Annotated in this window: 20 protein-coding genes; 11 read left to right on the forward strand and 9 right to left on the reverse strand. The window is 56.3% G+C overall.

Annotation, left to right across the window (positions count from 1 at the left end):
- The first annotated feature begins 113 nt into the window (after positions 1–113).
- Together mrcB and MARLIPOL_RS15880 are read left to right on the forward strand one after the other, a co-directional pair.
- A complete protein-coding gene (gene mrcB, locus MARLIPOL_RS15875; RefSeq protein ID WP_012139314.1) occupies positions 114–2441 on the forward strand; it encodes a penicillin-binding protein 1B in 2328 nt (775 codons plus the stop codon).
- Positions 2438–3022 carry a tetratricopeptide repeat protein gene (locus MARLIPOL_RS15880; protein WP_012139315.1) on the forward strand — a complete coding sequence of 195 codons (585 nt, stop codon included), beginning with the start codon at positions 2438–2440 and terminating at the stop codon, positions 3020–3022. The genes mrcB and MARLIPOL_RS15880 overlap by 4 nt, the downstream gene beginning before the upstream one ends.
- A 59-nt stretch (positions 3023–3081) precedes the next feature.
- On the opposite strand, the gene MARLIPOL_RS15885 is transcribed toward MARLIPOL_RS15880, so the two are convergent.
- A complete protein-coding gene (locus tag MARLIPOL_RS15885) occupies positions 3082–3975 on the reverse strand; it encodes a DUF4382 domain-containing protein (RefSeq protein ID WP_012139316.1) in 894 nt (297 codons plus the stop codon).
- Positions 3976–4214: 239 nt separating this feature from the next.
- On the opposite strand from MARLIPOL_RS15885, the gene MARLIPOL_RS15890 reads away from it, so the two are divergent.
- From MARLIPOL_RS15890 to MARLIPOL_RS15905, 4 genes are all read left to right on the forward strand, one after another.
- A complete protein-coding gene (locus tag MARLIPOL_RS15890; RefSeq protein WP_082446213.1) occupies positions 4215–4802 on the forward strand; it encodes an RNA polymerase sigma factor in 588 nt (195 codons plus the stop codon).
- 4 nt (positions 4803–4806) lie between these two features.
- Positions 4807–5520 (forward strand): anti-sigma factor family protein, encoded by a 714-nt coding sequence (locus MARLIPOL_RS15895; protein WP_012139318.1) that lies wholly within the window; start codon positions 4807–4809, stop codon positions 5518–5520.
- Positions 5517–5999, forward strand: coding sequence for a hypothetical protein (locus MARLIPOL_RS15900; protein ID WP_145768802.1), 483 nt, complete (start codon positions 5517–5519; stop codon positions 5997–5999). The genes MARLIPOL_RS15895 and MARLIPOL_RS15900 overlap by 4 nt, the downstream gene beginning before the upstream one ends.
- 266 nt (positions 6000–6265) lie before the next feature.
- On the forward strand, positions 6266–7501 hold the full coding sequence (locus MARLIPOL_RS15905) for a tetratricopeptide repeat protein (RefSeq protein WP_012139320.1): 1236 nt from the start codon (positions 6266–6268) through the stop codon (positions 7499–7501).
- A gap of 49 nt (positions 7502–7550) precedes the next feature.
- Here MARLIPOL_RS15905 and MARLIPOL_RS15910 read toward each other — a convergent pair whose 3' ends face one another.
- The 6 genes from MARLIPOL_RS15910 to MARLIPOL_RS15935 form a co-directional block, all read right to left on the reverse strand.
- Positions 7551–8468 (reverse strand): lipase family alpha/beta hydrolase, encoded by a 918-nt coding sequence (locus MARLIPOL_RS15910; protein WP_012139321.1) that lies wholly within the window; start codon positions 8466–8468, stop codon positions 7551–7553.
- A gap of 186 nt (positions 8469–8654) precedes the next feature.
- Entirely contained in the window at positions 8655–9935 is a 1281-nt protein-coding gene (gene hemL / locus MARLIPOL_RS15915; protein WP_012139322.1) for a glutamate-1-semialdehyde 2,1-aminomutase, read from the reverse strand.
- A gap of 2 nt (positions 9936–9937) precedes the next feature.
- Positions 9938–10648: a thiamine phosphate synthase gene (gene thiE, locus MARLIPOL_RS15920; protein WP_012139323.1), complete on the reverse strand. Its 711-nt coding sequence runs from the start codon at positions 10646–10648 to the stop codon at positions 9938–9940.
- 4 nt (positions 10649–10652) lie between these two features.
- Positions 10653–11414 (reverse strand): bifunctional hydroxymethylpyrimidine kinase/phosphomethylpyrimidine kinase, encoded by a 762-nt coding sequence (gene thiD / locus MARLIPOL_RS15925; protein ID WP_012139324.1) that lies wholly within the window; start codon positions 11412–11414, stop codon positions 10653–10655.
- Between the two features lie 38 nt (positions 11415–11452).
- Entirely contained in the window at positions 11453–11875 is a 423-nt protein-coding gene (gene hemJ, locus MARLIPOL_RS15930; RefSeq protein WP_012139325.1) for a protoporphyrinogen oxidase HemJ, read from the reverse strand.
- A 3-nt stretch (positions 11876–11878) separates the two neighbouring features.
- Positions 11879–13654: a chloride channel protein gene (locus MARLIPOL_RS15935; protein ID WP_012139326.1), complete on the reverse strand. Its 1776-nt coding sequence runs from the start codon at positions 13652–13654 to the stop codon at positions 11879–11881.
- Between the two features lie 147 nt (positions 13655–13801).
- On the opposite strand from MARLIPOL_RS15935, the gene argC reads away from it, so the two are divergent.
- The 4 genes from argC to erpA all read left to right on the forward strand — a co-directional run bounded on the left by argC (position 13802) and on the right by erpA (position 16464).
- Positions 13802–14839 carry an N-acetyl-gamma-glutamyl-phosphate reductase gene (argC, locus tag MARLIPOL_RS15940; protein ID WP_012139327.1) on the forward strand — a complete coding sequence of 346 codons (1038 nt, stop codon included), beginning with the start codon at positions 13802–13804 and terminating at the stop codon, positions 14837–14839.
- Between the two features lie 9 nt (positions 14840–14848).
- Positions 14849–15589: a DUF6776 family protein gene (locus MARLIPOL_RS15945; RefSeq protein WP_012139328.1), complete on the forward strand. Its 741-nt coding sequence runs from the start codon at positions 14849–14851 to the stop codon at positions 15587–15589.
- 3 nt (positions 15590–15592) lie between these two features.
- Positions 15593–16045: a bactofilin family protein gene (locus tag MARLIPOL_RS15950; RefSeq protein WP_012139329.1), complete on the forward strand. Its 453-nt coding sequence runs from the start codon at positions 15593–15595 to the stop codon at positions 16043–16045.
- A gap of 86 nt (positions 16046–16131) precedes the next feature.
- The gene (erpA, locus tag MARLIPOL_RS15955) at positions 16132–16464 is read left to right on the forward strand and encodes an iron-sulfur cluster insertion protein ErpA (RefSeq protein ID WP_012139330.1); all 333 of its coding nucleotides are present in this window, start codon (positions 16132–16134) and stop codon (positions 16462–16464) included.
- On the opposite strand, the gene MARLIPOL_RS15960 is transcribed toward erpA, so the two are convergent.
- Together MARLIPOL_RS15960 and MARLIPOL_RS15965 are read right to left on the reverse strand one after the other, a co-directional pair.
- Positions 16465–17562 carry an anhydro-N-acetylmuramic acid kinase gene (locus MARLIPOL_RS15960; RefSeq protein WP_012139331.1) on the reverse strand — a complete coding sequence of 366 codons (1098 nt, stop codon included), beginning with the start codon at positions 17560–17562 and terminating at the stop codon, positions 16465–16467.
- 4 nt (positions 17563–17566) lie between these two features.
- Positions 17567–18946 (reverse strand): OapA family protein, encoded by a 1380-nt coding sequence (locus tag MARLIPOL_RS15965; protein WP_012139332.1) that lies wholly within the window; start codon positions 18944–18946, stop codon positions 17567–17569.
- Between the two features lie 303 nt (positions 18947–19249).
- Here MARLIPOL_RS15965 and tyrS point away from each other — a divergent pair, with 303 nt between their 5' ends.
- On the forward strand, positions 19250–20452 hold the full coding sequence (gene tyrS, locus MARLIPOL_RS15970) for a tyrosine--tRNA ligase (protein ID WP_012139333.1): 1203 nt from the start codon (positions 19250–19252) through the stop codon (positions 20450–20452).
- Positions 20453–20532 lie beyond the last annotated feature (80 nt).

Below are 20532 nucleotides of genomic sequence, written 5' to 3' on the forward strand. Positions count from 1 at the left end.
CTCGCATTCCCTGATCTTGTTGATTTTTCTGGGACCTATCATAACGGGCAGATTACATAAATAACACATGGATAACCTGCCTTCCGGGCGGATGCTTTCGTTATAATCGCGCCATGAAAAAAACATCACCTCCAAAAAAGTCTGCGAAGAAAAAATCCGGTAGGGGCGGTTCTGCAAAACGGTCCTGGTTCTGGCGCCTGTTCTGGCGCGTTTCACTGATCAGCCTGGTATTGCTTGCCGGCTGGATGGTGTATCTGGACGCTGTGGTCACTTCCCGTTTCGAGGGGCGGCGATTCGAAGTGCCCTCGCGGGTGTACGCCCGTCCGCTGGAGCTCTATAACGGCGCCAGTCTCAGCTCCGGTGACCTTCAGCGCGAGCTGGAGCTGTCCGGCTTCCGCAAGGGCGACGGTACCAAGCCGGGAACCTACAGCCGTAATGGTGGACGCTTCGTCATCAGCACCCGTGGATTCCTGTTTGCCGATGGGCCAGAACCCCGGCGACGCCTGGCATTGACCATCTATGGGGATCAGGTTCAGGATTTCCGGGTGCTGTCTGGTGACAACTCACCCATCGTACGCCTGGAGCCAGCTCAAATCGGGGGTATATACCCCGCCCATAAGGAAGATCGGGTACTGGTGCAGCTGGATCAGGTGCCAGAGTTGCTTAAAGAAGCGCTCCTGACTATTGAGGACCGTGGATTTTATGAGCACTTCGGGGTGGCCCCGCTGTCCATTGCCCGCGCCATGCTGGTGAATATCCAGGCCGGAGAGGTTGTTCAGGGGGGGAGTACGCTGACCCAACAACTGGTCAAGAATTTCTTCCTCACCCGCGAACAGACCCTGGTCCGCAAGGGTAATGAAGCGCTGATGTCGACACTTCTGGAGCTGCATTACGAGAAGGACGATATCCTCGAGACCTATCTGAACGAGGTGTATCTGGGACAGGCAGGCACCCGCAGCATTCACGGGTTCGGTCTGGCCAGTCAGTTCTATTTCGGGGAATCGATGCGGGATCTCCGCTTGCATCAGGTGGCGTTACTGGTAGCCATGGTGAAAGGGCCGAGTTATTACAATCCCCGCCGACATCCCGAGCGGGCCACGGGGCGACGAAACCTGGTCATTGATGTTATGGCGGAGGCTGGTATTGTCAGTCAGTCCGAGGCAAGCCAGGCAAAATCATTGCCTCTGGGGGTCAGTGAACGGCCATCGTATTCCGAGAACCGTTACCCGGCCTACATCGATCTGGTCCGTCGACACCTGGCTAGAGATTACAAGGAAGAGGATTTGCAAAGTGAGGGGTTGAGGATCTTTACCACCCTGAATCCCGGTATCCAGAATGCCGCCGAGTTTGCCGTGAAAGACATGCTTTCCCGCATGGATTCCGGGTCGGATGACACTTCTCTGGAGTCCGCTATGGTCGTTACCTCCCGCGATAGCGGAGAAGTATTGGCGATGGTCGGCGGCCGGGATCCGCAGTTTGCCGGCTTCAATCGGGCCGTGGATGCGCGGCGGCCAATTGGGTCATTGATCAAGCCGTTCATCTATCTGACCGCCCTGCAGGAGCCGGAGCGCTACACCCTGATCTCGCCGGTCGAGGATAAACGCTTCTCTCTGGTATTCGAGGATGACCGCCGCTGGGAGCCGGAGAACTATGACCACAAGGAGCGTGGTGAGGTGCCGTTGCATGAGGCGCTGTCGCGGTCCTATAACCTGCCCGCCGTCAGGGTCGGCCTTGACGTTGGGGTGGATGCGGTCGCAGAGACGCTGCAGGCTTTTGGTGTGACCAGCCCGATATCCCGGTATCCTTCGATGCTGTTGGGGGCTGTGTCGATGACGCCGGTCACCGTGGCGCAATTGTACCAGGGACTGGCAACCTCTGGCTTTAATACGCCGCTCAGGACAATTCGTCAGGTGACGGGCCCTGACGGGGAAGCCTTGTCCCGCTACAGTCTGGAAGTGGATCAGGTGGCGGATCCTACGGCTGTCCACCTCGTGCAGTATGCGATGCAGGAAACCATGCAGGAGGGCACGGGGCGCTCAGCTTATCGATTTGTACCACAACAACTGACCCTGGCTGGAAAGACAGGCACCACCGATGATGGTCGTGATTCCTGGTTTGCCGGCTTTAGCGGTGACCTGTTGGCGGTGACCTGGGTCGGGCGTGACGATAACGGCCCGACCAGCCTGACCGGGGCAACCGGGGCCTTGCCAGTGTGGGCGCGGTTCATGGCGCAGGTGCCTCAACACGGGTTTTCTCCGGTGGTGCCCGATGGAGTGGATTACCACTGGGTCAATACGCAACGGCAGGCTCTTACCGATGAGTACTGCGACAATGCACGCCTGGTTCCGTTTTTGACCGGTAGCGAGCCTGATCAGAAAGTATCTTGCTCAGGCAGGTTGGAGCGGCGGATCCGGGGCTGGTTTGAAGGGCTTTTTCAATGAAATTGACAACACTCAAGAATGCCGGCTTGCTGGCGTTGACGCTGACAGTGATGGGCTGTGCCTCGCCGGGCGGTTCCATATACGTGCCGGCAGGCGGTTCATCCCGTGATGTAGAGAGGGAGAGGGCTCCCGAGCCGCCAAGAACCTACCCGCGGGAGGAAGAAACCCGCACCGAACGCAAGAGCGAACAGCCATCAGAGCCTGCGCCTGAGCCGGATCGTCGCTCCAGTTCGCCAAGTTACCAGGATTCCGGTGACCAGCTGTCTCCGGCGGCACAAAGCCTGATCCGACAGGCGGATGCCTATCTGGCACAGGGTGACGTGGGCGCTGCGATTGCACAGCTGGAGCGTGCGCAACGAATTGCGCCACGTTCGGCAGAGGTTTATTTCAAGCTTTCCGAGGCCTATGTGGCAAAAAATCAGCTGGGTTCGGCAGAGCAGTTCACTCTCAAGGGGCTGTCTCTGACCGGTAATGATGTCCGGTTGCAGCGTTCAGGTTGGCTGTTGCTGGCGGATATTCGTCGGGCCCGAGGGAACGTGGCCGGGGCGAATAACGCTGAGGAGAGGGCTGGCGCTTTATAGGATCAGACAACCATAAAAAACCCCGCAAATGCGGGGTTTTTTATGGTCAGCGAAGTGTCTTATTCGAAATTGACGGTCTTTTCGGTATTCACTTCAACCATTACGTCTTGTGTGCCAACGAACGTCAGATCTTCATCAATCTCGTTGTCGTCGGCTGAACAGGAATAACTGACGGTGTAATTACCTTCGGTGAGGAATGCCGCCTTGTAGGTGTATGTGCCCGGGTTGTCCTCGTCGGAGACTGGGACCGCCACGAGAGGTTCGTTCTCACTGCCCAGGTCATCCGGCGTGGCGCCTGATCCTTCGTACACGTAGACCATGCCAGAGTAGGTTGCTGCATCCGCACATTGGGTCGAGATGACTGTGGATGCGTCCACAGTGCCTGCAATTGAACCAACTTCCAGATTGTTCACCAAACGCAGGGCGGGCCTCAGCATGTAGTCGGCCAATGCCTGTCCGGCAGGGTTGACGATGGCTTTCTGGACGTCGAAGTCGATGGTGAAGTCGGTGCTGGTATCCGCAGCCACAACAAACTCGCCCTGCAGTTTGAGGCCGCTCTGTTCGCCAGAGGGCACGGCCAGCGTAAGCGGAGCGTCAGGATTGTCGACAAGGGTGACGAAAGAGTTTTCGGTATCAACAATCAGGCGCAGTTGCGTGTAGTTACCGGCCACGACTTCTTCGTCGGTGATCAGAGGTTCAGTAACGCCGCCTTGCAGGTCCAGCAAGTTGACGGTTTCAAATCCGTCCAGAGGGAACGTAATCCAGTCGCCATCGGCAGGCTTCAGCTGGATCTCTGTAAACGCAACGGTGACATTGCTGAATTCCGTTGCCGGCGCATCCGTGAGGCCAAAGGATACGGTGCCGGTCGCATCGGAATCGGAACTGTCACTGCCACAGGCAGCAACCCCCGCAGCGAGGGCAGCAACCGTAAAGAGTTTCAGAGAGCGATTCATATAAACCTCCGTGGTCTATTATTTTGAAAGTGCAGAGCGCAGGAATTGCGCCAGGTATCACCTATTAAACGATAGGAGCCGTTACCGGGTTCCTGCGCTTTTGTGAACGTTTTCTCATTTCCCGGCAATAAAGTTTTTTGTGAACGGGTATCGGCCAAGTATAACGTACCCTTGAACTGGTATAGACTTGGCGCCTGTTTCAGCCAGATAACGATACACAGCAAAGGCGAGCACTGGTTTTGGCACTACTTCCTTTCCGACCTTCCCGGTCCCAACGATTCGAGAAGCTGGTTCAGCCGCATTTGCAGGCGATGTACCGTTTTGCCTTTCGTCTGTCCGGGCAACAGCAGGATGCGGAGGATCTGGTTCAGGATGTGGTTGTCAAACTATACCCACGCCTGGACGAGCTGGAATCTGTAGATCAATTGCGGCCCTGGTTGAATCGTGTGCTGTATCGACATTTTATCGATCAGGTGCGTCGCAAAGGGCGGCAGTCCGATCGACCTCTGAGTGAAGTGGTGGACTCCGTAAGCCAATCTGCCTACCTTGATAGTTTCGCATCCGAAGACGCGGGACCAGAGGAGATGGTGGATATCAGCCGGATCGGACCGGCGCTTGATCAGGTGATGGCGACCCTGGCACCGGATCAACGCGCCCTGATCATGCTCCACGACGTGGATGGCTGGCGGCAGGAGGACATCGCCGAGGTTTTGGATATCCCCCTGGGAACGGTAAAATCCCGGTTGCACCGATGTCGCGCGGCCTTACGGGAAAAATTGCAGAGGGAACTGGAACCTTTTTCAAACACTGGACGTGTGAAGGATTGAGGTGATGGATATGTCTTGTCATGAATGTCGGGAACTCATGGTTCCTTATTTACTAAGTGAGTTATCTGCGGAACAGGCTGCTCGTGTGGAACAGCATGTGGCGGATTGTGCCCGCTGTGCGACAAGGCTGACCAATGAAAAGGTATTGCAGTCGACCTTTGCTGATCGTTATGCCATTCCGGACCCGTCACCGGATTTCGAGACTCGGGTACTGGCTGCTGCGCGCCCAGATGCCGCTCGCAAGCCTGGTCATCGTGGCTGGAGTACACCGGTGGTTGGTGGTGCCGTTGCAGCCGCAATGGCACTTGGTATCGCCCTGGGTGTGGGTTTAAAACCCGGTTCTGAGCAGTCGCAGCCTGTAATTGCGGCAAACCAGGCGGAGGTTAACGAATCCCTGGCAACTCCATCGCCGGCAGTGATTGAACCGGTAATGCAGACCGTGCGCCTTGCTTTCAGCTCTGGCCAACCTCTTGAGGACGTTACGCTCACACTGGAACTGCCTGCCAATGTTGAACTGGCAACGTTCCCGGGCCGACAGCAATTAAGCTGGAAAGTCGATCTGGAACAGGGTGAGAATGTGTTGGCGTTGCCTCTCAGGGTACTGTTCCCGGGCGCTGGTGAGCTGGTGGCCCATATTGACGACGGCCAGCGCCAGAAAACCTTCAGGGCAGCTATTCCCGGTCAGACCAAGGCAGATAATACGGAGCCAGCATCATGACATTGCACGACAGGCAGTGGCTAAAACCGACAATGATTTGTTTGGTTGCGCTACTGGCGTGGCCAGTAATGACTCAGGCCAGGGACGATCTGGATGTGACCATGAGAATGGTTGTGGATGACGAAGACCTGAGCAACTCAGTGGTTCGGGAGATCGAACTGCCTGAACCTATGGTTTCAGGACGGCCTGAACGCCCGGGCAAGCCGGAAACGCCCGCCCGTCCGGAACGCCCGGATATCGAGACTGCGCTGGATGCCATGGAGCGTGGGCAGGAAATCGGCGAATCGGCCTCTGAAAGGGCGAGCGAAGCAAGAGAATTGATTGACTCGGAGCGCCCCGGCAGTGATGACTTTCTGGATTCCCTGCCCGGTAAGGATGATATAACGGACTTGCCGGGCACAGGCGATTTGCTTGATGGTACCGGCGAATTGCTGGACAACACCACGGACACGCTTGAAAGCGGCGCGGGCGAACTGTAACTTTTGGTTGCCGACAATTCTCCCTTACCGAGCGCGTCACCTTGGATGGTGTAGTGTGTGTGGACTTTTCTCTTAGCTCTCCTTGTTATACTCTCCTGAGTTAATGCTGGCGATCATGACACGTTGTCATCCTGCCGGCGATGTTTCCCTCAGGCTCCGGAGAGATCTGTTTGCAGGCTGCAGTTCGGCTAATTACCACGTCTTGCTTGTTGCTGATAGCGACGGTATCTCTGCCGGTAGCGGCGTCTGATGGACCCCGGGCGCAGATGGCTGCCGGTATAGAGCATTTCCAGAACAATGAGTTGGAATCCGCCAGGGCGGCCTTTGAAAGTGCTCGGGCGGCAGGGCTGAATAGTGACTCACTGATTTATAATCTGGGCGTTGTTTATTATCGGCTTGGTGAGTTCGAGCTTGCTGCCAACGCTTTTTCTGATTTGTTGAACACTGGCAACAACAAACTGGCGGAGTACAACCTCGGACTGGTCGCGAAGGCTGCCGGCGACCTTGATGAGGCCGCATTCTGGTTTAACCGCGCGGCGTCCGAGTCCGCTCCCGAGAAAATACGAGCCCTGGCAACACTTCAGCTTGAGGAGCGAAAGCAGAAGGCCTCATCCGAACTTTCGCCGATTCCCTGGATGGCGTATGTGTCGCTGGCCGGAGGTTACGACGACAACATCGCCAGTGTTCCCGAATCAGGCAGTTCGGGGCGGGAAGGTGGTTTTGCTGAACTGTTAGCGGCAGGATCGGCAGACGTATATCAGGCCAAAACTTCCACTGTCAGGCTGGAAAGTGCGGCGTACTCACGCCAGTACCCCTCGGAATCCGATTTTGATACCGACTTTCTGCAGATAGGTGCCAGTTGGCTGGAGCGTATGGGGCCGGGCAGAGCTGGCATGACGCTCGGCCTCAGTCAATCCTGGTTTGATTCCGAAGCTCTCGAGCGTACCTATCGTATGGATCTCTCTTATCAGGTGGATCAGTGTCCTGTGGTTGGCACGGGGTCCCGTTGTCGTGTGTCGGTGTCTACCGGCGTTGTAGAGGGAGGGGACGGTTTTGAAGCCTATGATGGTCAGTGGTACCAGGCTCGCCTGAAAGGTCGGAAGGACTTCACCCAGTGGCGTGTTGACGCGCAGTATCGTTGGGATATGAACGCCCGTGATGACATGGAAGCCGGGGAGCAGTTCGTCAGTTTGTCGCCACAACGCAATCTTGTTGAGCTGGCGGTTCGTTACAAGGTTTCTCAACGCTGGAATGTCGGCGTGGAGGGGAGTTATCGATATAGTCGGTATGCAGATCCTCATCGTCTGTTCGATTCCCGAGGGGTTTTGGAAATCGATCGCAGGGTCGATCAGCGTGCGCAGGGCACCCTGTTGACGGAATACGTCCTGAGTGCGCGATGGTCGGTGCGTGGTGAGTGGATGTTCCGGGACAACCAGAGCAACCTTGCCCGCTATGATTACAGGCGCCAGACGGCTCTTGTTGGGATAGAGGGCGTCTTCTGAATGCCTGGTGGCAGCGGAGCGAGCCACCAGGCGCGGTTATCTGAATTGGTCAGAGTCCGGCGTTTTTCAACCGGTTGGCGTGTTGCTGAAATACCGCCTTCGGGTCAGTCTCGAACAGGCTGTGCAGCCCCAGGGTCTGATTGACTTCATCCAGATGGTTCATGAAGTAATTATCCCGGATGACTTTCCCGAAATGATTGCTGCAGCGGCCTACCAGACCATCGTTGGCACTGAATCCAAACGCGAGGCTGGTGGTGCCGAGTAGGGCATCGGACACGTCCAGAGCATTGGTCAGAACGCCTGTGCCACCCCAGGAATAGAAACGCACTCCGTTGTCGGAATACGCGCCCTCGCCGCAGGCGGTGGAAGGAACACCGGCCGGTGCAAAATTGTTGAATTCAGCACTGCCCTGGGATGTCAGTGAATACATGCTGGCGCTCATGTTCTGGTCGTAGCCGCCGCCTGACAAAAGATCAATGAGTCCGCCCAGCGCATTGCCCAGAGTTGCACCCAGGCCCTCGGCCGGGGAGCCGACAATCAGATCGGCAACCGGAGATCCTTTATGGGGCGAGCCCACAGAAGTGACGGAAGCAACAAGATCCGGTCGTACACGGGCGACGTATCGTGCGGTCGGGCCGCCGTGGCTGTGGCCGACCAGATTGACCTTGCCATGGACTGCCGCAATGGCCTCAACCTGAGGCAGTAGTGCTTCACCACGGGCAATGGTGCTGTCCAGGGCCGGTACTTGCGTGGTGTAGACATCAGCACCGTATTTACGCAAATCTTCAGCCACACCGTACCAGTAATCGACACCGGCTATGGAGTCAAAACCGAACATACCGTGTACCAGAACAACCGGGTAGCGGGTATCGGTATAGTCGGATGGGGTAGAGTTCCACCACGCCAGGGTCGGCGCGGACCATGCCAGAATGCACAGCATGGTTGCTGCTTTGAGCCATTGTTTCATTGTTGTACCTACATTTGTTGTTGTTTGATTGAGCATCTCGTATGAGATTTGCACATAATTTGATCATGTAGGTGCCAAGTCAATGTTCGGGCGGGTGATTTGGCCAGAAAGGGCTGGAACTGTGAGAGAGGTCACGAGCGGGGCCCCAAATGACAAGCAATGACGGCTTGTCATTTGGGGCAGAGCTTACAGTGTCTTCATGACGCGTTTGGCTGCTGCGATAGTGTGCTCAATGTCATCCTGTGACAGGGCCGCGCTGGTAAATCCGGCTTCAAACGCGGAAGGCGCCAGATAAACGCCTTCCTTCAACATGCCCTGAAAGAAAGCCTTGAAGCGCTCCACGTCACAGGCCATGACCTGGTCAAAGCGGGTGATGGCGGGTGCGTCAGTGAAGAAGAAGCCAAACATGGCGCCCGCGCTTTGCACCGTGAGAGGAATGCCTGCTTCATCCGCTGCTTCCTTCAGGCCGTCTCGCACCGCTACGGTTTTTTCTGTAAGTCGGTCGTGGAAGCCCGGTTCGGAAATGGCATTCAGAGTGGTCAGGCCTGCGCACATGGCGAGCGGGTTTCCGCTCAGGGTGCCAGCCTGGTATACCGGTCCAAGTGGGGAAATATGCTCCATGATTTCCCGTTTACCGCCGAAGGCGCCAACCGGCAAGCCGCCACCAATGACCTTGCCGAGCGCCGTCAGATCCGGCTTGACGCCGTAGTAGCCCTGGGCGCCACCGAGTGAGACACGGAAGCCGGTCATCACTTCATCAAAAATCAGTACGGTACCGTGTTCATCGCAAACTTCCCGCAGTGCTTCCAGGAACCCGGGTACCGGGGGGATGCAATTCATGTTGCCGGCAACCGGTTCGACGATGATGGCGGCAATGTCATCGCCCATCCTGGCGAAGGTGTCACGCACATTATCAATGTCGTTGTAGGTCAGCGTCAGGGTGTGTTCTGCCAGGCTGGCGGGGATGCCCGGTGAATTGGGCACGCCGAGAGTCAGGGCTCCTGAGCCGGCTTTTACCAGCAGAGAATCCACATGACCGTGATAGCAGCCCTCGAACTTGACGATCTTGTCCCGACCGGTGTAGCCGCGGGCAAGTCGAATGGCGCTCATGGTTGCCTCGGTACCTGAGTTCACCATACGCACCAGATCGATGGAGGGGACCAGTTCACACACTTTTTTGGCCATTTCGGTTTCAATGGCGGTTGGTGCACCGTATCCAATGCCGAGATCTACCTGGGCATGGAGTGCGTCCTTGATCAGCTGGCTGGAGTGGCCAAGGATCATCGGCCCCCAGGAACCGATATAGTCGATGTAGCGGCAATCATCCTCATCGAACAGGTAGGCACCTTCGGCATGCTTGAAGAAGATGGGCGTGCCGCCTACGCCCTTGAATGCCCTGACGGGCGAGTTAACGCCGCCGGGAATATATTTCTGGGCCTCGGCAAAGAGGGTTTCGGAGTGAGTCATGTTCAAGGCTCCTGATGATTTGAAAACGTGTCGTGAATGTTCTTCCGGGGCTGGAACAGCGGATGATGGGCGGCGAACAGTCGCGAAAACTCGCGCGCTTGTCGTTCTGTATATTCAGGGTTGCCGTCGAACAGGTCGCCGACCACCGCAAGCATATCCGCCCCCGCCTGGATAAGAGCGCTTCCGTTTCTGGTTGTAATTCCGCCAATCGCGGTCAGTGGTCGCCGGTACTGGCGGGCGTTCGCCAGCACCGAGAGATCTGCCGGCGGTGCATCGGGTTTGGTGGCGGAGCCGAAAAAGCGCCCGAAGGCGAGATAGTCTGCACCTTCCCCGGTGGCTTTCGCAGCCAGCGTCAGGTCGCCATGGCAGGTTGCACCAATGATCGCGCCATCGCCCAGCCGATGTCGGGCATCAATCAATGAGCTATCGCTCTGTCCCAGATGAACACCATCCGCGTGCACTCGCAGCGCCAGTTCGGGATCGTCATTGATGATCAGTGGGACGCCTGCATTGCGACAGGCAGCGACCAGGTTGCGGGCCTGATTCAGTCGTGTAGCTGAAGAGCTGGATTTGTCACGGTACTGGACCAGCACCGCTCCTCCCCTCAGCGCGGCCTCCACTGCTGGCAGCAGTTTGTCGTCAGGCAGTAGTTTGCTGTCGGTTATGGCATAAAGACCCGGTGCGAGGCCTTTTGGAAACGGTGCCGCAGTCATGAGATCACTGTTCCCACGGAATGCCGCGATCCGGTACCGGTTGGCCGCGACCAACTTCCAGGGCATTTAGAATGGCGTGGTTCACAAAGTTCTGAGCCTGGGATATGGCCGCCCGTGGTGATAGCCCCTGTGCACGACCGGCAGCAATGGACGCAGCCAGGGTACAGCCTGTGCCATGGTATTCCCCGCCAACCCGCTCGATATGCCAGTAGAGGGGGTCGACGTCCCTGGTGTAGAGGGTGTTGGTGATTTGCGGGCCCTCACCATGTCCGCCCGTTGCCAGTACCGACTGGCACCCCGCTGCTATCAGCGAATGTGCGGCTTCGGCAGGATCATCGCTGCCTCCGAGCAGTGCCAATTCGATCCCGTTGGGCGTAATCATGTCGGCGCGGCTGAACAGGAGTTCCTTCATCGCCCGGATCAGGGATTCGTCCGCCAGATCACCGCCGCCAGCGGCCTTGATAACCGGATCGGTGACCACAGGAATATTCGGATGCTTGCCGAGGAATTCCACCAAAACCTTTACCACGTCAGCATTGCCCAAGGCGCCGGTTTTAATGGCATGAATGGGCGCGTCAGCTGCGACGCAATCCAGTTGTTTGCGAATCAATTCTGCATCCACCGCGCAGGCGTCATACACATTGCGCGTATCCTGGACCGTCAGACAGGTCAGGACTGGCAGGGGATGGCAGCCCAATGCCGTTATGGCCTGGATGTCGGCCTGTATTCCGGCACCGCCGGACGGGTCAAGGCCCGACAGGATCAATACTTGGGGGCGGGTGTGACGTTTTATGGCTCGGCTCCTCAGAATGGTTTGACTACGGCCAGGATCACGACAGCCACCAGTACAAACACCGGTAACTCGTTAAGCCAGCGATAGAACACGTGGCCGCGGGTATTCCGGTCATCCCGGAATACCTTCACCAGGTGTCCGCAGTAAAAATGGTAGGTGATCAAAAGCGCCACCAGTGCCAGTTTGGCATGCATCCAGCCCTGACTGAAATAACCGGCCGCATTGTAACTGATCAGCCAGATCCCAAAAACAAGCGTGGCAATCATGGCCGGGGTCGTTATGCCCCGGTAAAGTTTACGCTCCATGACCTTGAAACGTTCTCGCCCGGGCTGGTCCTCGCAGGCAGCGTGATACACGAATAGTCGTGGCAGGTAGAAAATGCCGGCGAACCAGCACACCATGGAAATGATATGGAGGGCTTTAACCCAGAGCATCGCTTAACTCCGTCGGTATTGGTAATAGCTTTCGATGTCGGATTTCAGCACGATGCCGTACACCCGCTGAATCATCGGGGCTACGTGGCGTTGAACATACAGAGCTTCCACGCTCGTGCCGTCGAACACGTCCAGTGCTTCCTCGAGAGTGGCCTGGTACTGAACCGGCGCAATATCCCGCCGGTTGGCCGGGATTTCCATCAGGTCAACGGTGTCCGCCGGCTCGGTTCCTTTTTCCGCGGCCAGTTCTTCAGCGTCTTCGAGGTAGCGGGCGAGGTCAACAGCGGGCAGCAGTGCCGTAGGCCCATTGCTGCCTTCCACCACCAGCCACTTGGGCTCAGACTTGAGTATCTTGCTGGCAGCGTCAGTCGTCAGGTGTCTTTCTGTGCGCAATATGTTGCGGTCCATGATGGCACCCACCGAGACCCGACGCAGGGCCTGAATGACAGGGGAGTTCTGGTAACTCAACCCCTGACTTTTCAGTATGGTAAGAAACAGCGATTTTTTGCCAAAGACTTCGCTGGTAACCAGGCTGGCGGTTGTGATGATCAACATTCCCGGCAGCATGATGTGAGGGTTACGGGTAAGCTCCATCAATGCCATCAGGGCTGCAAGTGGCGCCTGCAGCACGGCTCCCATCATCGCACCCATGCCGAGCATGGCGTAGAAGCCGACGGACGATGCTATGTCCGGCGCGATCTGGGCACCAATGAGGCCCATGGCTCCACCCAGGGTGGCACCCATGAAAATGGTGGGGCCGATGACACCGCTGGGCATGCCCAGCCCAATGGTAAGTGACGTTATGATCAGCTTGGCGATGCCGGCTCCGAGTAGCAGCCAGAATGCCAGATGGCCATGGATGGCCAGGTCCACGGTGTCATAGCCAATGCCCATCACCTCCGGAATGAACAGGGCAAATGGCACCATCAGCAATCCGCAAAAAGCAACGCGCAGCAGCACCGGTCGGTGGTGGTAGCGGCCCATGGTGTCGACGAGGTGGATAAAGAGAGCGGCAGCGACGCCGATGATCACGGCGATGGCCAGAATCCAGGGGATCTCTACGAGGGAGTTCATGGTCAGTGCCGGTACACTGAATGCCGGTTCTGAGCCATAGATGGCCTGGGTTACGATGGCTGCACTCACCGCAGCGAGAATAATCGGGGTAAAACCGGCAATGGTGTACTCCATCATCACCACTTCCATAGCGAAGATGACGCCCGAAATAGGGGTGTTGAAGGAGGCGGAAATCGCAGCGGCACAACCGCAGGCAACAAGGGTTCGAATGCTGTTGTTGGGGAGTCTCATCCACTGCCCCATCAGACTGGAGAACGCAGCGCCAAGGTGCACCGCTGGCCCCTCCCGGCCGGCAGACTGTCCGGTGATCACCGTGGTAACGCCAGTGATGAACTGGACAGTGGCGCTGCGGACCGAAATATAACCCTGATGGTAGTTGAGGCGTTCCATGATATGGACGATGCCGACCTTGCGGTCGTGGGTGGCCAGGCGATGAAGAAACAGGCCAAGGCCAAGTGCCCCTGCCAGAGGTAGGAGGCCCCGAGTCAGAAGATCCAGTTCCTCAAAGGATTCTGATCCGTCCCCTGGCAGGAAATATTCGAGGGGCCACTCGATGGCAAGGCGGAATACCAGTATAACACCGCCGGTGATTAGCCCAGAAAGCAAGCCGAGTACCGCCAGTTGCGGAAGAGCATCCACGCCGGAGAGCCTGCGACGGAAGACGGGAATCAGGTTCTCGGTAATCTGGTGCCAGATCTTTCGCATGAACGCCGGAGTTCCGGTTGTGGGTGGATCGTATGGTTATTGTAACGGTCGCCTGTCGGGCTGCAATAAGTCGTTGGTTTATCATGTTAGACTAGTGAGTAGAACATGACCCTTATTTTACGAAACCGACCGGAGTTGGAGTAACAGGTGATAAAAGTAGGCATTGTAGGTGGAACCGGGTATACCGGTGTGGAGCTTCTGAGAATTCTGGCGGTTCATCCGGAGGCGACGGTGAGCTGTATTACCTCTCGCTCGGAGGCGGGCATGCCAGTGGCGGATATGTATCCAAACCTTCGTGGCCACTATGACCTGGCGTTTTCCGAGCCAGACCTGGACACCCTTGCCGCGTGTGACCTGGTGTTTTTCGCCACGCCTCACGGGGTCGCCATGCGCATGATGCCAGAGCTGATGGCAGCGGGAGCCCGGGTTGTGGACCTGTCGGCAGATTTCCGCCTGCGTGATCTGGATGTATGGGCGAACTGGTATGGCATGGCTCATGAGAGCCCGGAGTGGGCTGCAAAGGCTGTCTACGGTCTTCCTGAAGTGGTGCGCGAAGAAGTGCGCGATGCGCAGCTGGTGGCTAACCCCGGCTGTTACCCTACCGCTGTCCAATTGGGCTTCCTGCCCCTGCTGGAGAATAATCTGGTTGACCCGTCCCGGCTGATTGCCGATGCCAAATCCGGTGCCAGTGGCGCAGGCCGCCAGGGCAAAATCGGCATGCTTCATGGCGAAGTTGGCGAGAGCTTCAAGGCCTATGGCGCGTCGGGCCACCGCCACTTGCCGGAGATTCGACAGGGGCTTAGCAACGCAGCTGGAAGAGATGTGGGAATTACGTTTGTGCCCCACCTGGTTCCTATGGTTCGTGGTATCGAGGCAACCTTGTACGCCGAGCTGACCAATCCTGAGGATTTTAACCAGTTGCAGTCGCTTTATGAAAACCGCTTCCGGGATGAGCCGTTTGTGGACGTCATGCCTTTCGGCAGTCATCCCGAAACCCGGAGTGTGCGGGGTGCTAATCATTGCCGCATTGCGCTGCATCGCCAGGAAAACAGCAATGTGGTCATCGTGTCTTCTGTCATCGATAACCTGGTGAAAGGGGCGGCAGGACAGGCCGTGCAGAACATGAACATCATGTTCGGCCTGAAAGAAACTCTCGGGCTCGAAGCGCCCGCTATGCTGCCGTAGGACGTGCCGGTGAGTGAGTCCAGAAAACCGGCGGAGGAATACGTTGTCATCCGCCACCGACCGGGATACCGGCTAAGGCGCACACTGATACTGCTGGTGTTTTCCGTGGTTGCCGCTGTTGGCGGGTATGCCGCTGGGCTTGCCCAGGGAGGTTTCCGGTTCTCCTCGGTAGAGGATTCCCGCGACCGTCTGGAGCAGGAGGCTGAGGCACTGCAGGATAAATACCGTGGAGCGTCCCAACAGTTGGTGAACCTGGAGCGGGGACGAACGATTGATCAGCAGGCGCTGAATCAGGCTCGCAAGATCATTGTCGATCTGGAAACGCAGATTGCTTCACTGAAAGCGGATCTGACTTTCTATCAGAATATCATGGCGCCTTCGGAAACCAGCAAGGGGCTCCAGGTGGACCGGTTGTCCCTGCAACAAGGCCGTCAGCAGGGCGAATACAATTTTAAACTGGTGCTTACCCAGGTCGGTAACAACAAGAGTTATATATCCGGGGTTGTTGCCGTTAACGTGATTGGGATGCGTGATGATGAGAAAGAAGTGATTGCGCTTCGTGATCTATCTGACGACATCGACGATCTCGGCGTAGAGTTCCGCTTCCGCTATTTCCAGGATGTTGAGGGGCTGCTGAAACTGCCGTCGGATTTTGAGCCGATGGAGGTGCAGGTGGTTGCACAATCCGAGGGCAAAAAATCCGCGCAGGCTGAACGCACATTTGATTGGGTTGAACTAACGGAGAACTGATACATGCTCGGCAAGAAAAAACAGAAACCCCGTCGTCCGACTGGGCACTTTGACACCCTGGTGTCATCCCGCACTACTGTGGAAGGCGATGTGCATTTTTCCGGTGGATTGCATGTTGATGGCCGGGTTCGAGGCAAGGTTGTCGCGGAAGAGGGCAGCGATGCGGTGCTCAGGATCTCCGAAGTAGGGGAAATCACCGGCGATATTGTAGCGCCCCATGTGATCATCAATGGACAGGTTCATGGTGATGTATACGCATCTGCTCACCTTGAACTGGCAGAAAAAGCCTCCATTAACGGAAACGTCTATTACAATCTGATCGAAATGGCTATGGGGGCTGCAGTGAACGGCAATCTGGTCCATCAGCGTGAGCCAGTGGGGCTGCTCAACAGTGACCACCAGAAAAAAACAACCGATGATGCGTCGGAGCATTCGGAAGAGGCAGAAGTCGAATAGTTGATTGTTTTAGTCAGGAATATGATAATCGTGATGTCCATACGTATAGCAATCCGGAGGCGGACTTGAGTGTAGTTCAGCAACAAATGGCCACACCGCTGTTTCTCAGTGACAGTGCCGTAACGAAAGTGCGAGAGTTGGTTGAGGAAGAAGGCAACCCTCAACTCAAGCTTCGGGTTTTCGTAACTGGTGGTGGTTGCTCCGGGTTCCAGTATGGATTCTCATTCGATGACAATCAGGATGAGGAAGATACGGTCATTGAAAAAGATGGCGTGACGCTGCTGGTGGACCCGATGAGTTATCAGTACCTGGTGGGGGCAACGGTGGAGTACACGGAAGGACTTCAGGGATCTCAGTTCGTAGTTAGTAATCCCAACGCCAGCTCGACCTGCGGGTGCGGCAGCTCCTTTTCCATCTGATCAGGCGAAGTAGACCGCCCCGAGAATCCTTTCTCCAGACGCCCCGGTTACCTCAGGCAGGTTTCCGGGGCGTTTCTCCAGAGTCTGTTTGGCAAGCCAGCCAAAGGCAACCGGTTCCACCCACTGTGGGTCAAGTCCCAGGTCCGCTGTGGAAGTCATCATCAATGGGCTGCAAGCTCGCTTAAGTTCCCGCATCAGAAACGTGTTCCGCGTTCCGCCGCCACAAGCGAATATAGTCATATTCGGAGCGTGGGGCAGTTGGCGGGCAATGGAAACAATCGTAAGTTCCAGTAATGTCCGCTGCACATCGGCATCGGACACTTCCGAATGTCTGTGCGCAAGGGTTTTGACCCATTCCAGGTTGAACTTTTCTTTCCCGGTGCTTTTGGGGGGCGGTCGCATAAAGTAACCGTCCGAAAGCATGTCTCCCAATAATTCCTGATGAACCATACCCTCTGCTGCCCAGCGCCCGTCTTCATCGTAGGGGCGTCCGGTCCGATATTGGCACCATGCATCCATCAACGCGTTTGCGGGGCCGGTGTCAAAGCCGGTGACCGGCTGATTGCCACCGGCTGGAAGCCAGCTGATATTTGCAATTCCGCCAAGGTTGAGGATGCAGCGGTCTTCAGTCTCGGAGCCGAAGAAGGCTTTGTGGAATGCCGGAACGAGTGGTGCGCCTTGCCCGCCTGCTGACATGTCTCGCCGGCGAAAGTCGGCTACTGTGGTAACCCCCGTTTTCTCGGCAATCAGGTTGGGGTCGCCAATTTGAAGGGAAAACGGTGTATTGCCCCGGGGTTGGTGACGAATGGTCTGGCCATGGCTGCCAATGGCTGAAATGTCATTGCTGGAGATGCCTGCCTTTTCGATAGCCTGTGATGCCGCCTCGGCAAACAGGCTGCCCACAATGTGATCCAGCTCGCCGAGTTCGTCGGGGGTTCCCTGATTCTGGCTGATCTGGGTCAGGCGCTGGCGAATGTCCTCGGGGTAAGCAATGCTGTGCGTGTGGTGTATCTGGATTCGGTTATCCGGAAAGGACACCAGCACGGCATCAATACCGTCCATGCTGGTGCCGGACATCAGTCCCAGCCACTTGCTCATGACGTTACTCGTCCTGGGCCAGTGCGAGCTGCTGGTGGCCATCGCGGTACACTTCGAGCTGGGCGACCTGTTGTTTCGCAAACTGGCTGAAACGAGCCATTTCGGATTTGGGCACCGGTTTGGCATCCGGCAGATCCACCTTACGGGAATTTCGTGGTGCGCCGTTCTTGCGGAATTCATAGTGCAGGTGTGGACCGGTGACCATGCCGGAGGAGCCAACGTAGCCGATGGTCTCTCCCTGTTTCACTCGGGAGCCATTTCTGATGCCTTTGCCCAGGCGGCTCATGTGAGCATACAAGGTGGTTATGTTGTCGCCGTGAGAAAGAATCACGGTGCGGCCATAGCCGCCTTTCCAGCCAGCGAAATGCACACGGCCATTGCCGGCAGCCTTAATGGGAGTTCCGGGAGGGGCGGCGTAGTCTGTGCCTTCGTGAGGACGGACCACGTCAAGAACCGGGTGGCGGCGTTGCATATTAAAGGGGGAGGATACCCGTGCATTGATCGGCGTCCTCAGGAAGGCCTTACGCATGCTGGAGCCATCGGGCGCATAATAGTCGCTGTCACCATTACTGTCGGTATACAGAAGCGCTACGTTGTCTTCTCCCCTGTTAATAAAACGGGCAGAAAGAATGCGGCCGGTATCAAACATTTCGCCGTCGAGGTAGAGTTCTTCATAGACCACCTCAAACCGGTCGCCTTTGCGAACATCGTATACAAAGTCGATGTCCCATCCGAAGATGCCAGCCATCTCCATGGCAAGCCTGTCGCTCATCCCGGCTTCCCGGGCTGCAACATAAAGGGAACCATCGATGACACCGGAAGCGAAGGCCGGGCGGGCTTCTGGTTCGAGGACAACAGTCTCTCCCTTGAAGCCATCCTCATTCCTGGAGATACGGAGTGTTTCCAGTAAGCTGCGCTTCAGGTCAATGGCAGCCAGATCGCCATCGGCATCCGTCGCGAAGGCGATGGTTTCGCCAGCGTACAAGCGCTGCAACTTGCCGGCGTCACCGTCGCCATGGATGACCTTGAGCATGATGCCATCGTTGAATCCGGCATCACGAAACAGGGAGGAAAGCGTGTCCCCGGATTTGATTTTATGTTCCTGCCAGTTCAGCTTGGGTGTCTGATCGTCTGCTGGTTGGGGGCTTGCCAACCCTGTATTCTTCGCAACCGCATTTTCGACCGCGCCGGAAGTGTTGTCTGCCGTAGCCGGAGTGCTTTCCTTGGGTGCGGATTGAGTGACTGGGTTGCCATTCAGGTCCAGGGAATAGGACATTCTCTTGGCCTCAACGTCGGAGCTGGGACTCATCAGAATGGCGGTCGTTACTACCACGGTGGCCGCAGCAGCAATGGTAATATGTGTTTTGGGAAACGTTTTCAGCACGTGTGACACCCGTTTTAATCGGTATTCCGGTAGGTTGAACTACCTAATTAAAGCTGTTGTTCAAGTATAGTCCAACAGATTACCGTATAAAATGCATGTGGGACAGCGTGTAACATTACGGTTACCGCTCCATCCGCCAGATTTCTGGTGGCTTCATTGTTATAATGCGCCGCCCTGACTATCCGGATTTGCTCAAATACTGAGCATTATAATGTATCAGGGGATCGGGTAACTCACAGATTTCTTTTGTTGAAGTCTGTAACTGACAGAATCTTTCTAGACAAAACTGGGGACGTGTAGTTCATGGCATCTATCGATGAGGCGTTAGCCATAATAAAGCGTGGCGTTGACGAGCTGATTCCGGAAGACGATCTGGTTGCGAAGTTAAAGGAAGGTCGACCCCTACGTATCAAGGCGGGTTTTGATCCCACTGCGCCCGATCTCCATCTTGGGCATACGGTCCTTATTAACAAATTGCGACAGTTTCAGGATCTGGGTCACGAGGTTATCTTTCTGATCGGTGACTTTACCGGAAAAATTGGTGACCCGACTGGCAAGAGTGCAACACGCCCCCCGTTGACTGACCAGCAAGTGGCGGATAATGCCGTTACCTATAAAGAGCAGGTCTTCAAAATTCTGGACCCGGAAAAAACCCGCGTGGTTTTCAACTCCGAGTGGATGGGTAAGATGACCGCAGCGGATATGATCCGACTGGCCGGGCAGAGCACTGTCGCCCGGATGCTTGAGCGCGACGATTTTTCAAAGCGTTATGATTCGAATCAGCCGATTGCGATTCACGAATTCCTCTACCCGTTGGTGCAGGGCTACGACTCTGTAGCGCTGGAGGCGGATGTCGAGCTTGGCGGTACCGATCAGCGCTTTAATCTTGGCATGGGTCGCACGATTCAGGGGCGTTATGGTCAGGAGCCGCAGGTCATCTTGACGATGCCCATCCTGGAGGGGCTGGACGGTGTTCAGAAGATGTCAAAATCCCTGGGGAACTATATTGGTGTTAATGATGCTCCGGGTGAGATGTACACCAAGCTACTCTCCATGCCGGATGCTTTGCTGTGGCGTTATTTTGAGTTGTTGAGCTTCCGTCCGCTTGTGGAGGTCGATAGTTTCCGTAAAGAGGTAGAGGCGGGAGCCAATCCTCAGGACTATAAGAAATTGCTGGCGGAGGAAATCATTACCCGCTTCCATGATGAGGGAGCGGCCAAGACAGCGCACAAGTCCGCTGGTAACCGGGTCGCTCTTGGTGAAATTCCGGAAAATGTGCCAACAGTTGAGGTTTCTCTGGAGGGGCAGGCGGAAATGCCGATGGCATCTGTTCTGCGCCTGGCCGACCTGGTGAAGAACGGTGCTGCCGCACGGGATGTGCTAAAGCGTGGTGCGGTTTTTGTTAATGGTGAGCAATTTGACGGTAATCGTATGTTTGTTGAGGGTGATGATTGTGTCATCCAGGCAGGCAAGAAGAAGATAGCCCGGGTTTTGGTCACTGCGTAACCGATTTTGAGCGATTTTGAAGTTTTTTCGGGATCGCCGTTGACACCTCGCCTGAGCTCTGTAGAATGCGCATCTCTTTC

It is taken from the genome of Marinobacter lipolyticus SM19, assembly GCF_000397065.2.
GTDB classification, from domain to species: Bacteria; Pseudomonadota; Gammaproteobacteria; order Pseudomonadales; family Oleiphilaceae; genus Marinobacter; species Marinobacter lipolyticus.

What these genes read in the sequence shown, in the direction of transcription:
- mrcB (WP_012139314.1), top strand. Translation starts at nt 114, where the DNA reads ATGAAAAAAACATCACCTCCAAAAAAGTCTGCGAAGAAAAAATCCGGT.
- MARLIPOL_RS15880 (WP_012139315.1), top strand. Translation starts at nt 2,438, where the DNA reads ATGAAATTGACAACACTCAAGAATGCCGGCTTGCTGGCGTTGACGCTG.
- MARLIPOL_RS15885 (WP_012139316.1), bottom strand. Translation starts at nt 3,975, where the DNA reads ATGAATCGCTCTCTGAAACTCTTTACGGTTGCTGCCCTCGCTGCGGGG.
- MARLIPOL_RS15895 (WP_012139318.1), top strand. Translation starts at nt 4,807, where the DNA reads ATGGATATGTCTTGTCATGAATGTCGGGAACTCATGGTTCCTTATTTA.
- MARLIPOL_RS15900 (WP_145768802.1), top strand. Translation starts at nt 5,517, where the DNA reads ATGACATTGCACGACAGGCAGTGGCTAAAACCGACAATGATTTGTTTG.
- MARLIPOL_RS15905 (WP_012139320.1), top strand. Translation starts at nt 6,266, where the DNA reads ATGGCTGCCGGTATAGAGCATTTCCAGAACAATGAGTTGGAATCCGCC.
- MARLIPOL_RS15910 (WP_012139321.1), bottom strand. Translation starts at nt 8,468, where the DNA reads ATGAAACAATGGCTCAAAGCAGCAACCATGCTGTGCATTCTGGCATGG.
- hemL (WP_012139322.1), bottom strand. Translation starts at nt 9,935, where the DNA reads ATGACTCACTCCGAAACCCTCTTTGCCGAGGCCCAGAAATATATTCCC.
- thiE (WP_012139323.1), bottom strand. Translation starts at nt 10,648, where the DNA reads ATGACTGCGGCACCGTTTCCAAAAGGCCTCGCACCGGGTCTTTATGCC.
- hemJ (WP_012139325.1), bottom strand. Translation starts at nt 11,875, where the DNA reads ATGCTCTGGGTTAAAGCCCTCCATATCATTTCCATGGTGTGCTGGTTC.
- MARLIPOL_RS15935 (WP_012139326.1), bottom strand. Translation starts at nt 13,654, where the DNA reads ATGCGAAAGATCTGGCACCAGATTACCGAGAACCTGATTCCCGTCTTC.
- MARLIPOL_RS15950 (WP_012139329.1), top strand. Translation starts at nt 15,593, where the DNA reads ATGCTCGGCAAGAAAAAACAGAAACCCCGTCGTCCGACTGGGCACTTT.
- erpA (WP_012139330.1), top strand. Translation starts at nt 16,132, where the DNA reads ATGGCCACACCGCTGTTTCTCAGTGACAGTGCCGTAACGAAAGTGCGA.
- MARLIPOL_RS15960 (WP_012139331.1), bottom strand. Translation starts at nt 17,562, where the DNA reads ATGAGCAAGTGGCTGGGACTGATGTCCGGCACCAGCATGGACGGTATT.
- tyrS (WP_012139333.1), top strand. Translation starts at nt 19,250, where the DNA reads ATGGCATCTATCGATGAGGCGTTAGCCATAATAAAGCGTGGCGTTGAC.